11 protein-coding genes are annotated in these 12,144 nt (G+C 66.4%); 8 read left to right on the top strand and 3 right to left on the bottom strand.

The genetic code is table 11. The features are described from left to right. The first annotated feature begins 12 nt into the window (after window positions 1–12). The 8 genes from ACQR0U_RS08580 to ACQR0U_RS08545 all read left to right on the top strand — a co-directional run bounded on the left by ACQR0U_RS08580 (window position 13) and on the right by ACQR0U_RS08545 (window position 8,691). A complete protein-coding gene (locus ACQR0U_RS08580; RefSeq protein ID WP_315712484.1) occupies window positions 13–600 on the top strand; it encodes an NnrU family protein in 588 nt (195 codons plus the stop codon). Window positions 601–602: 2 nt separating this feature from the next. After that, window positions 603–1,427, top strand: a complete 825-nt coding sequence (gene panB / locus ACQR0U_RS08575) for a 3-methyl-2-oxobutanoate hydroxymethyltransferase (protein ID WP_315749907.1) — start codon at window positions 603–605, stop codon at window positions 1,425–1,427. Between the two features lie 167 nt (window positions 1,428–1,594). Then, a complete protein-coding gene (locus ACQR0U_RS08570) occupies window positions 1,595–3,187 on the top strand; it encodes a class I adenylate-forming enzyme family protein (RefSeq protein WP_434842945.1) in 1,593 nt (530 codons plus the stop codon). A 177-nt stretch (window positions 3,188–3,364) separates the two neighbouring features. Further along, on the top strand, window positions 3,365–4,018 hold the full coding sequence (locus ACQR0U_RS08565) for a tetratricopeptide repeat protein (RefSeq protein ID WP_316225376.1): 654 nt from the start codon (window positions 3,365–3,367) through the stop codon (window positions 4,016–4,018). Between the two features lie 46 nt (window positions 4,019–4,064). Next, the gene (locus ACQR0U_RS08560) at window positions 4,065–4,598 is read left to right on the top strand and encodes a hypothetical protein (protein ID WP_434842946.1); all 534 of its coding nucleotides are present in this window, start codon (window positions 4,065–4,067) and stop codon (window positions 4,596–4,598) included. 82 nt (window positions 4,599–4,680) lie between these two features. Next, complete coding sequence (gene der, locus ACQR0U_RS08555) at window positions 4,681–6,051, top strand: ribosome biogenesis GTPase Der (protein ID WP_434842947.1); 1,371 nt, start codon at window positions 4,681–4,683, stop codon at window positions 6,049–6,051. A 29-nt stretch (window positions 6,052–6,080) separates the two neighbouring features. Beyond that, window positions 6,081–7,334: a TCR/Tet family MFS transporter gene (locus tag ACQR0U_RS08550; RefSeq protein WP_434842948.1), complete on the top strand. Its 1,254-nt coding sequence runs from the start codon at window positions 6,081–6,083 to the stop codon at window positions 7,332–7,334. 136 nt (window positions 7,335–7,470) lie between these two features. Next, the gene (locus ACQR0U_RS08545; protein ID WP_316225379.1) at window positions 7,471–8,691 is read left to right on the top strand and encodes a PLP-dependent aminotransferase family protein; all 1,221 of its coding nucleotides are present in this window, start codon (window positions 7,471–7,473) and stop codon (window positions 8,689–8,691) included. A gap of 99 nt (window positions 8,692–8,790) precedes the next feature. On the opposite strand, the gene ACQR0U_RS08540 is transcribed toward ACQR0U_RS08545, so the two are convergent. From ACQR0U_RS08540 to ACQR0U_RS08530, 3 genes are all read right to left on the bottom strand, one after another. Next, window positions 8,791–10,017 (bottom strand): ABC transporter substrate-binding protein, encoded by a 1,227-nt coding sequence (locus ACQR0U_RS08540; RefSeq protein WP_315712474.1) that lies wholly within the window; start codon window positions 10,015–10,017, stop codon window positions 8,791–8,793. Window positions 10,018–10,161: 144 nt separating this feature from the next. After that, on the bottom strand, window positions 10,162–11,301 hold the full coding sequence (locus ACQR0U_RS08535) for a hypothetical protein (RefSeq protein ID WP_316225380.1): 1,140 nt from the start codon (window positions 11,299–11,301) through the stop codon (window positions 10,162–10,164). 101 nt (window positions 11,302–11,402) lie between these two features. Continuing rightward, window positions 11,403–12,041, bottom strand: coding sequence for a TetR/AcrR family transcriptional regulator (locus ACQR0U_RS08530; protein WP_316192656.1), 639 nt, complete (start codon window positions 12,039–12,041; stop codon window positions 11,403–11,405). Window positions 12,042–12,144 lie beyond the last annotated feature (103 nt).

The following is a 12,144-nucleotide window of genomic DNA, read 5'->3' as shown; positions in this document are numbered from 1 at the left end:
AAGGGGGACGCCGTGGGACTTCTGGTGATGGTGGTGGGGCTGGTGCTGTTTCTCGGCGCCCATGTGTTCACGACCCGGCGCGAGGCGCGCGCGAAGGTCATCGCGCGGCTGGGCGAGGGCACGTATAAGCTCGTCTATACTGTCGTGGCCCTTGCCGGCCTCGCCCTGATCGTCTGGGGTTTTGCCGCGTACCGCCACGACGGCGGCTGGATCCAGGTCTGGACGCCGCCGAAGGCGCTCAAGCACATCAATCTCGCCTTGATGCTGCCGGCGGTGATCATGATCGTCGCCGCCTACATCCGCGGCCGCATCTACACCGTGCTGAAGCATCCGATGCTGGCCGGCGTGAAGCTGTGGGCGTTCGGGCATCTGCTCGCCAATGGCGATCTCGGCGGCATCATCCTGTTCGGCTCGATCCTGGCATGGGCGGTGTTCGACCGCATCTCGCTGAAGCGCCGCGCCGACGCCGGCGGCCCGCCGATCCCGGTCGGCGGCGTTGGCAATGACGTGATCGCGGTGGTGGTCGGCATCGTCGTCTATCTCGCGCTGGCCTTCGCGTTCCATCCTGTCGTGCTCGGCATTCCCGTCATCGGGGGGTAGCGATGTCGGTGCAATCGACCGTCCGCCGCAAGACGGCTCCCGAGATCCGCGCCCGCAAGGGCGGCGAGCCGATCGTGATGCTGACGTCCTACCACGCCCATACCGCGGCGCTGGTGGATCGCCATTGCGATGTGATCCTGGTCGGCGATTCCCTCGGGAATGTGATGCACGGCTTCGAGACCACCGTGCCGGTGACCCTGGAGATGATGATCCTGCAGGGCTGCGCCGTGATGCGCGGCTCGCGCCAGGCGCTGGTGGTGGTCGACATGCCGTTCGGCTGCTACGAGGCCACGAAGGAGCAGGCGTTTCATGCGGCGGTGCGGATCCTCAAGGAGACGCAATGCGGAGCGGTCAAGCTCGAGGGCGGGGCGCGGATGGCCGAGACGGTCGCCTTCCTCAGCGAGCGCGGCATCCCGGTGATGGGCCATGTCGGCCTGACGCCGCAATCGATCAACACGCTCGGCTCGTTCCGGGCGCAGGGCCGCGACGAGGCGGATTGGGCCGCGATCGAGAACGACGCTGCGGCGATCGCACAGGCCGGCGCGTTCTCGGTGGTGATCGAGGCCGTGGCCGAGCCGCTGGCGCGCAAGATCACGCAGCAGATCGCGATCCCCACCATCGGCATCGGCGCCAGCGCCGCCTGCGACGGTCAGGTGCTGGTTTTGGAGGACATGCTCGGCCTGTCGCCGCGGGCGCCGAAATTCGTCCGCCGCTACGGCAATCTGGGTCCGGCGATCGACGAGGCGATCGAACGCTACGCGGCCGACGTGCGTACCCGTGCGTTTCCGGCGGCGGAACATGTCTACGGAATGAAGTCAAAGACCTGACGGGCGCCTCTCGCTTGATCGGCCCGTTGGCGTCGTGGTGCGCGCGGCGTCACGGGATGAATCTCCGGCGCTGGCGGAGATAGCCAAGCGCGTCATCCCTTGGTTATGTTTCAGGCTGGTCCGCGTCGCGGCGAACAACGACAAGAAGCCAAGCTCGGGGAAACTCCATGGACTGGTCGACCTATGTAACGCCGCCGATGCGGCGCGAAGCCCGTTTCGGCGATCGCGTGGTTCCGTTGTTCACGGAGCGGCCCGCGAACCTCTGGGCCATGGTCGGAGAAGCGGTGGAGCGCAACGGCGACGGCGAGGCGCTGGTCTGCGGGGCCGTGCGGCTGTCGTGGCGCGAGGTCGCCGCGACCGCCGCGCGGATCGCCGGCGGGCTGCAGGCGAGGGGCTTGCGCAAGGGCGACCGGCTGGCGCTGCTGCTCGGCAACCGCATCGAATTCGTGCTCACGTTGTTTGCCGCAGCCAAGCTCGGGCTGATCACGGTGCTCCTGTCGACGCGACAGCAGACGCCGGAAATCGCCTATGTGCTGAAGGATTGCGGCGCCCGGCTGCTGCTGCACGAGGCTGCGTTGGCGGACCGGTTGCCGGCCGCTGCGGAAACGCCGGAGCTGGCGGGGTGCATTGCCGTCGACGATCGTCCGGCGCGGTCGGATTTTGCAGCGCTGGCCGATCATGCCGCGCACGAACATCACGTCGAGGTGACCGAAGAGGACACCGCGATGATCCTCTACACCTCCGGAACCACCGGCCGGCCGAAAGGCGCGATGCTCGCCCATTGCAACATCATCCACTCCTCGATGATCTACGAGGCCTGCCTGGGGCTGACGCAATCCGACCGCTCGATCGCCGCCGTGCCGCTCGGCCATGTCACCGGCGTCGTCGCCAACATCACCAGCATGGCGCGCTGCGCCGGCACCTTGATCATCATGCCGGAGTTCAAGGCCGGCGAATATCTGAAGCTCGCCGCGCGCGAGCGCGTGACCTACACGGTCATGGTCCCCGCGATGTACAATCTCTGCCTGTTGCAGCGCGACTTCGACAGTCATGATCTCTCGTGCTGGCGGATCGGCGGCTTCGGCGGCGCGCCGATGCCGGTCGCCACCATCGAGCGGCTGGCCGCCAAGATCCCGGGTCTGCGGCTGGTCAACGCCTATGGCTCGACTGAGACCACCTCGCCGGCGACGTTGATGCCGTCGGATCTGACCGCGCGCCATATCGACAGCGTCGGGCTGCCGTGTCCGGGCGCCAGCATCCTGGTGATGGACGGGCAGGGGCGGGAGCTGCCGCGCGGTGAGATCGGCGAGATCTGGATCGGCGGCGGCCAGGTCATCAAGGGCTACTGGAACAATCCCAAGGCCACCGGCGAGAGCTTCACCGCCGGCTATTGGCATTCCGGCGACCTCGGCTCCGTCGATGCCGACAATTTCGTCCGGGTGTTCGACCGGCAGAAGGACATGATCAACCGCGGCGGGCTGAAGGTGTACTCGGCCGAGGTCGAATCGGTGCTGGCGAGCCACCCGGCGGTGGTCGAGAGCGCGATCATCGCCCGGCCATGTCCGGTGCTCGGCGAGCGCGTGCACGCGGTGGTCGTGACCCGCGAGCCGATGAGCGCCGAAGCGCTGCGCAGCTGGTGTGCCGAGCGGGTCTCGGATTACAAGGTTCCGGAAACCCTGACCGTGACCGCGGACCCCCTGCCGCGCAACGCCAACGGCAAGGTGATGAAACGGCAGTTGCGCGAAGCCTTGACGGCGTGATAGCCGCGTTCGGACCCTGTGGCAGAACCGGGGAGTAACGCCTTGATTCGGCTGGACTCGCCTTGCCACCGCCATGCCGATGCGGTATCGGCGCCGGCGCGCGGGCAACGGGCCGCTCGCGCGGCACTTCAAACGCATGCGCGCGCGCTCGCAGCGAACCTGACGGGATGTCCTTAGGTGTCTGAATTTATTGATGAAGTAGACGAGGAGGTCCGTCGGGAACAGCTCAAGAAGCTGTGGGACCGCTATTCGATCTTTATCATCGCCCTTGCCGTGCTGATCATCGCCGGCGTCGGCGGCTGGCGCGGCTACCAGTATCTCGAAGGCCAGAAGGCGGCCGAGGCGGGCTCAGCCTTCAACAAGGCCCTCGAACTCTCCGAGCAGAACAAGCATGCAGATGCGGAGAAGGCCTTTGCCGATGTCGCGGCCAGGGCCCCATCGGGATACCGCATGCTGGCCCGCTTCCACCAGGCTGCCGAGGCCGCCATGCGCGACAAGGCGGCTGCCGTGAAGATCTACGACGAGCTTGCTGCCGACCGCAGCATCGGGGCCGAGCCGCAGTCGATGGCGCGGCTGCGCGCGGCAGGCCTGCTGGCCGATACGGCGCCTTACGCCGACCTCAAGCAGCGCCTCGAAGGCGAAACGGCGCCTGGCGCGCCGTTCCGCCACGCCGCCCGCGAATTGCTGGCGCTGTCGGCATGGAAGGCCAATGATGCCGCGGCGGCCCGTCAATGGCTCGACATGATTGCGCTGGATGGTGAAACCCCGCCGGGCCTGCGCTCGCGCGCCGAAGCGCTGCAGGCGCTATTGCCTGCAGTCGCCAAGAGCTGATCGCGAACCTCGCGACCGGCGAACCGAGTTGATTGGAACGACGATCATGCGCCGCCCCCAACGTGTCATTGCCCTCACGGTCCTCGTTGCGCTTTCCGGCGTGCTGGGCGGCTGCGCGAGCGGGGGAAGTTTCGATCCCTCGGACATGCTCGACTTCCTGGACACCAAGAAGAAGCTGCCGGGTGACCGCAAGCCGGTGTTCCCGGAGGGCGTGCCGGGTCTCGAGCAGGGCGTGCCAAAAGAGCTCTACAAGGGCGCGCAGCAGCAGCCGATGACCGACCCAGGCGCTCAGGCGGCTACGCCGCCGGCGCCTCCGGTGGAGGAGCCCAAGGGTAAAAAGGGCCGGCGGCAGGCGGCCGTGAACAACCCGACGACGGCCGATCCGCAGGATGGCGAGGCTGCCGCGGTCGAGGAGGGCGCTGCCGCCGTTCCGCCGGCACCGAAGCCCAAGAGGATCGTGCGCCGCCGCACGACCGCACCGCCCGCGGATGACCCGGCCGCGGCGCAGCCGCCGGCAGCCCCGCGGTCCAGCGGCGGCGGCTTCCCGGCGCCGATGCCGAGCGGCTCGTTCAGCCGTTAATCTCACCTGCGAATCGGCGGATCGCCCGTTCGGTTTTGCGGCCGAATGCGCTAAAGCTGCGCGCTCACGCGCACGGATCATCATGCCCTTCACCATCGCCATCATCGGCCGGCCCAACGTCGGCAAGTCGACCCTGTTCAACCGTCTGGTCGGGCAGAAGCTGGCGCTCGTCGACGACGTGCCGGGCGTCACGCGCGACCGCCGCGAGGGCGAGGCGAGGCTGTTCGATCTCAACTTCACGATCATCGACACCGCCGGCCTCGACGAGGGCCCCAAGGGCTCGCTGACCGCGCGCATGCAGGAGCAGACGGAAACCGCGATCGCGCTCGCCGACGCGCTGTTCTTCGTCATCGATGCCCGCATCGGCCTGACGCCCGCCGACCGCGCCTTCGCCGATTTCGCCCGCCGCGCCGACAAGCCGGTGCTGCTGCTCGCCAACAAGAGCGAGGGCAAGCATGGCGAGCTCGGCGCCATGGAGTCGTATGCGCTGGGTCTCGGTGATCCCATCCAGATCTCGGCCGAGCACGGTGAGGGCATGGGCGAGCTCTACGACGCCGTCAGCAAGCTCGTGCCGCCCACCGACGACGAGGACGACGAGCGCGAGGAGACTGACGAGGAGCGCGCCAACAGGCCGATCAGGGTCGCGATCGTCGGCCGTCCCAATGCCGGCAAGTCGACCCTGATCAACCATCTGCTCGGCGAGGAGCGGCTGCTCACGAGTCCCGAGGCCGGGACGACGCGCGATTCGATCGCGGTCGAAATCGAGTGGAAGGGCCGCGGCTTCCGCATCTTCGACACCGCAGGTCTGCGCCGGCGCTCGCGCATCGAGGAGAAGCTGGAGAAGCTGTCGGTGGCGGACGCGCTGCGCGCGGTGCGCTTCGCCGAGGTGGTCGTGCTGATGATGGACGCGCAGAACCGCTTCGAGGAGCAGGATCTGCGCATCGCCGACCTGATCGAGCGCGAAGGGCGTGCCCTGGTCATCGCCGTCAACAAATGGGACCTGATGGACGGCAATCCCGGCCAGATCTCGATGCTCCGCCGCGATGCCGACCACTGGCTGCCGCAGGTCGCGGGCGCGCCGATCGTGGCGGTGTCGGGCCTGATGGGCGAGGGCATCGACCGGCTGATGCAGGCGATCGTCGAAGCCTACGCGGTCTGGAACCGGCGCGTGCCGACCGCGGCGCTGAACCGCTGGTTCGAGGGGGCGATCGCCGACAATCCGCCGCCGGCGGTGTCGGGCCGCCGGCTCAAGCTGAACTACATCACCCAAACCAAGGCGCGCCCGCCGAGTTTCGTGCTGTTCTGCTCGCGTGCCGACGCGATCCCGCAATCCTACTTGCGCTATCTCACCAACTCGATGCGCGAGACCTTCGAGCTGCCCGGCACGCCGGTGCGCATCACTCTGCGCGAGAAGGCCAATCCGTTCGCGCACAAGCGCAAGCGGCCGAACTGATCAGTTGCGGTAGCGGAAGCGATCCGGCCATGGAAGCAAGTCCGCCGAGCGTCGCGACCGAAAATGCGCCGGCCCCGCGCCGCGGCGCGGTCGCCTTCATCTTCGTCACCATCCTGCTCGACATGCTCGCGCTCGGGCTGATCATGCCGATCCTGCCGAAGCTGATCGAGAGCTTCGTCGGCAACGACACCGCGCAGGCGGCCCGCATCTTCGGCCTGTTCGGCACCGCCTGGGCGCTGATGCAGTTCGTGTTCTCGCCGGTGCTCGGCAGCCTGTCCGATCGCTTCGGCCGACGGCCGGTGATCCTGCTGTCGAACTTCGGCCTCGCCGCCGACTACGTGCTGATGGCGCTGGCGCCGTCGCTCGCCTGGCTGTTCGTTGGGCGCCTGGTCTCCGGCGTCACCTCGGCCAGCATCTCCACCGCCTTTGCCTACATCGCCGATCTGACGCCGCCGGATCGGCGGGCCGCGATCTTCGGCCGCATCGGCGCAGCGTTCGGTGCGGGGTTCGTGCTCGGTCCCGCCACCGGCGGACTGTTGGGTGACATCGATCCGCGGCTGCCGTTCTGGGCGGCTGCGGGGCTCAGCTTCGCCAACGCGCTCTATGGCTTCCTGGTGCTGCCGGAGTCGCTGAAGCAGGAACGACGCAGTCCATTCCGGTGGCGGACGGCGAACCCGCTCGGTGCGCTGCGGTTGCTGGCATCGGACCGCATCCTGGCGGGGCTGTCGACCGTGAACTTCATCACCCAGCTTGCCCATGTCGTGCTGCCGTCGACCTTCGTGCTGTATGCGACCTACCGCTACGGCTGGGACACCCGCACCGTCGGCCTCACATTGGCGATGGTCGGCGTCTGCGCGATGATCGTGCAGGGCGGCGCGGTCGGGCTGATCGTGCGCCTGTTCGGCGAGCGCGGCGCGTTGATGCTCGGCCTGTCGGCGGGCATGGTCGGCTTCTTCATTTTCGGTGTGGCGCCGACCGGACCGCTGAGCTGGCTCGGCATCCCCGTGATGGCGCTATGGGGCGTGTCGGGCGCGGCGCTCCAGGCGCTGATGACCCGGCTGGTGGCCTCCGACAAGCAGGGCCAGCTACAGGGCGCGACGTCGAGCGTGCAGAGCGTGGCCCAGCTCGCGGGCCCTTTCCTGTTCACGCTGACCTTTGCCTATTTCATCGGAACGGCCGCGCCGGCGCATCTGCCCGGCGCGCCGTTCCTGCTGGCGTCGGCGTTGCTGATCGTCGCTCTCCTGATTGCGGTGCGGACGCTGTCCTCGACAAAGAACAGCTAGACTAGCGCGCCGGCCTGAAGGTTCTCATCCGCTGACCCCACCGATGCAGCTCTCGCGCTCTCGCGGGACGGGGATTGCACACGCTTCAAAATAGGTCAATAATGCTGACATAAATAGCCGGATCAGGGGAGGAATATTGGTGAGCTGGAAGCCCGTCTACGCGCGCCGCGCGGATCGCATGAAGGCATCGGAGATCCGCGAACTGCTCAAGGTGCTGGAGCGGCCCGGCATGATTTCGTTCGCCGGCGGCATCCCCGATCCTGCGCTGTTTCCTGCAGCAGCGGCGGCGCAGGTCTATGCCGATGCGCTGGCATCGCCCAACGTGGCTTCCGCTGCTCTGCAATATGCCGTCAGCGAGGGCTACGGTCCGCTTCGCCAGTGGATCGCCGAGCACATGACCGCGCAGGGCATAGCGGCCTCGCCAGACAACATCCTCGTCACCGCGGGATCGCAACAGGCGCTCGATTTTCTCGGCAAGCTGCTGCTCACGCCTGCGGATACGGCGCTCGTCACCGTTCCCACCTATCTTGGCGCGCTGCAGGCCTTTTCGGCTTACGAGCCGCGTTACGATTCGATCGGTCCACGCGCTGCGAACCGCACCCCGGCCTCCTACGCGGACGAAGCCGCGAAAGAAGCTGCGGGGGCGCGCGTGAAGTTCGTCTATGTCGTGCCGGACTTTGCCAATCCGACCGGTGAGACGCTGTCGCGTTCGGCGCGCGCCGATGTCCTGGATCTCGCCGGCGAGCTGGACGTGCCGGTGTTGGAGGACAGCGCCTATTCTGCCTTGCGTTTCGACGGCGACGAGATGCCGTCGCTGCAGTCGTTGGACGTCCGTCGCCGCGGCTCGCTCGATGCTTCCCGCGTCATCCATCTCGGAACGTTCTCGAAGACGGTCGCGCCGGGCCTGCGCATCGGCTGGATTTGTGCATCGCGCGCCATCATCAGCCGTCTCGTCCTCATCAAGCAGGCGAGCGACCTCAACGTGTCAGCGATCAATCAGATCGTGATGCACAGGCTCGTGAAAGACGGAGGGCATGCCGGGCTGATTGCACGGGCGCGCGCGCATTATCGGCTCAAGCGCGATGCGATGCTGAGGGCACTCGAGGCACAGATGCCGTCAGAAGCGAGGTGGACGCGGCCCGACGGCGGGTTCTTCGTCTGGCTCACCTTGCCGGACGGCGTGTCCGGTGCCGCCTTGCTCGACCGGGCCATGAATCAGGCCCAGGTGGCGTTCGTTCCCGGGGCAGCCTTCTTCCACGACGGCAGCGGCGCCAACACGATCCGCCTGTCCTATTCGCTGCCCGAGGAGGCCGTGATCGAGGAAGGCATCGGCCGCCTCGCGAGCCTGTTGCGCTGACGATGACGTGATTCGGCGCAGCGAATGTCGCATCGTCTGCGCAGCGGCACTGGCGGGACGCGATGCTAATCCACCGCATCCCGCATCGGAGCTATCGGCTTACTTCTTCACCAGCGGACAGTCGCTGGCCTCGAGCGGCTTGGCGGCATCCTCAGGCGCGATCTTGGCGATCAGCTTGTAGTAGTCCCACGGGTATTTGGACTCTTCGGGCTTCTTGACCTCGAACAGATAGGCCGGGATCAGGCGGCGTCCGTCGGCGCGCAGCGGGCCCTTGCCGAACAGCGGATCGTCGGTCGGGATCTCCTTCATCTTGGCCACGACCTTGGCACCGTCATGCGGATTGCCGCCGAGCGCTTCCAGCGTCTTGAGGTAATGCAGCGTGCCGGCGTAGTTGCCCGCCACCGTCATCGACGGCATCGTGCCCTTCGGCGACAGCTTCTGGAAACGCTTGGACCATTCGCGGGTCTGGTCGTTCAGATCCCAGTAGAACGACTCGGTGAAGGTCAGGCCCTGCGCCACCTTCAGCCCCAGCGCATGCACGTCGTTGACGAACAGCAGGAGTGCGGCGAGCTTCTGGCCGCCCTGGACGATGCCGAATTCCGAGGCCTGCTTGATCGAGTTGGTGGTGTCGCCGCCGGCATTGGCAAGCCCGATGACCTTTGCCTTCGACGACTGCGCCTGCAGCAGGAAGGACGAGAAGTCGGCGGTGTTGAGCGGGTGCTTCACCGAGCCCAGCACCTTGCCGCCGCTGCTGGTCACCACGGCCGAGGTGTCGCGCTCCAGCGCGTGACCGAAGGCATAGTCGGCGGTCAGGAAGAACCAGGTGTCGCCGCCGGCCTTGGTCAGCGCCTTGCCGGTGCCGTTCGCGAGCATGTAGGTGTCGTAGGTGAAGGAGATGGTGTTTGCGTTGCACGCTTTGCCAGTCAGGTCCGCCGTGGCGGCACCGGAGTTCAACAGGATCGAGTTCTTTTCCTTGACCAGGTTGGAGACGGCCAGCGCCACGCCCGAGTTCGGCGTGTCCATGATCACGTCCACCTTCTGCGTGTCGATCCACTGCCGGCCGATATTGACGCCGACGTCGGGCTTGTTCTGGTGGTCGCCGCTGATGACCTCGATGGTCCAGCCCTTGGCCTTCAGGCCGGAATCCTCGACCGCCATGTTGACGGCCGCGACCGAGTTGGGACCGCCGATGTCGGCGTAGAGGCTGGACATGTCGTTGAGCACGCCGATCTTGACGACCTTGTCGTCGGCGAAGGCGGAGCCGGCAAAGCTGAGCGTGGTGGCGGCAAGCAGCGCAGCCATCCGCCGCGCATGAGACGTCGTCATCAAAGTCCTCCCTGGTATCGTGTCACGGCGGGGCTTCTTGGGCGCCCTTTGCCGTCGGATTCCCTGGATAGCCGGTCTTGTCAGTTGCGGCAATGCGCCAAAAGGCGCGAGACGCGCCCAAGGTTTGTGCGTTTCGCTTGAGCGTTAACGCAGGGCGTCCGAGGTCAGCCGGAATTTCTGGATGCGCTTACCGGTGTCGACCTCGGCGGTATAAACGTTGCCCTGCCGGTCGACAGCCATCGCGTGCACCCAATGGAATTGGCCGGCATTGCGGCCATTGTGGCCGAAGCCGCCAACCACGCTGCCGTCATCCCGCCTGATGATGCGGATCTCATTGTTCTCGCCATCGGCAGACAGCAGGTAGGTCTGCTTCGGATCCGGCCAGATCGCGATGTCCCACACCGCGCCATTGCCGAGCGTGTTCTTTTCGAAGAACCATTCGGTCACGAATGTCCCGTCCTTCCTGAACACCTGGATGCGGTCGTTGATGCGGTCGCAGACATAGACGAGACCATCGTCGGCGATCTTCACGCAGTGCACGGGATTGCCGAACTGCTGGGCGACCGGTGCCTTGGGATCATACGGTGGCTGCCTGGCATCGTCAGGGACATGGCCATAGGCGCCCCAATGCCGCTTGTAGGCGAGGGTGGTGGCATCGAACACGATGACGCGGCGGTTGCCGTAGCCGTCGGCGACGTAGATCTCGTTCGCCTCCTTGTCGATCGCTGTCTCCGCGGGCTTGCCGAGCTGGGTGGTGTCGTTGGAGCCCTTGCTCGGCGCCATCGTTCCGATCTGAGCGACGAACTTGCCATCGAGCGTGAACTTCAGGATGGCGTTGTCATTGTCGGCATTGCCGCCGATCCAGACGAAGCCGCGTTCGTCGACCTCGATGCCATGCTCGCGGCCGACCCATTCATAGCCCGGGCCCGGGCCGCCCCAGGCGCGCAAGAGATTGCCGTCGGTATCGAATTCGAGCACCGGGGGCGCCGGCATGCAGCATTTCGATCGCGGCGGATTGAGCGTGGCGCCTTTCTCGTCGTCGGTCAGCGAGCGCGGCCGGTGAATGACCCAGATGTGGCCCTGGTGATCAACCGTGATGCCGCCGACCTGGCCGAGGATCCAGTTGTTGGGGAGCTGCTTCGGCCAGGACGGCTCGACGGCGAACGCGGGCACCTCTGCTGCGGCGCTGGTGCTGCGAGAGAAGAGGACGTTGCCGGCCGCAACGGCGAACAGCAGAATGACCAGGGCAGGCCTTGTCGCGCGTCCGCGTCGTGCTCGCGTCATGCCGTCCTCCCCGATATGTGCTGCGGTCATCCGCTTATGAACGCAGTCAATCGCGGGCATGGCGGAGTGTCAATCGCGCGGGGGGACGCCGATCGGCAGGCTCAGACCGGCGCCTGCTCCACCGCTTCCTTTTTCGGCGGCGTCCGCAACGTGGGCGGCCGCAGAAAGCGCGTCAGCATGAGCCGCAGATGCTCACTGCTCTTCTTGATGTCGACGTTCGGATTGCGGATCGGCAGCGCGCGTGCGCCGTCGACGATCACGAACAGGATGTTCGCGGTCGCCTCCGGATCGAGGCCGGGATCGACCTCGCCGCGGTCCTGTGCCTTGGTGAGGAAGTCGACCAGCAGCGCCCGCATCGCGCGCGCATGGGCATGGACGATGGCTGCAAAGTCGGCATTGCGGCAGGCCTCAGCCAAAGCCTCGGCGCTGAGAACCTGGGCCTGCGGCTGGTGAATGCTGGTGCTCTCGAGCTCCTGCACCAGGGCGTCGATCACGTCGGGCGAGGCCAGGATTGCCTGGAGGCGCGATGCAGCGTGGCTCAGATTCTGCTCGACCAGCGCCTGGATCATCGCCTCCTTGCTGGGGAAGTAATGGTAGAGGTGGCCCGGGCTGATCTTGGCGGCGGCGCAGATGTCGGTGGTGCTGGCGCCGTGAAATCCGTTCCTGACGAAGCACGACAGGGCGGCCTGGAGAATCTCCCGGCGCTTCTGCTCGTGCTTGACCGGATCGACCTTTCTCATCGCGTGTCCTGCCGGGCCAACTCTCGCCACATTCGTCGTTTCCGCCAACTGCTTGTAATATAAAATAATATTTCTCGCCGCTCTAATCTAGAGAATTTGATCT

Source organism: Bradyrhizobium sp. HKCCYLRH3097, assembly GCF_051167875.1.
GTDB lineage: Bacteria > Pseudomonadota > Alphaproteobacteria > Rhizobiales > Xanthobacteraceae > Bradyrhizobium.
Note: the sequence above shows the minus strand (reverse complement) of the source record. Positions and strands in the feature narration are given on the sequence as shown.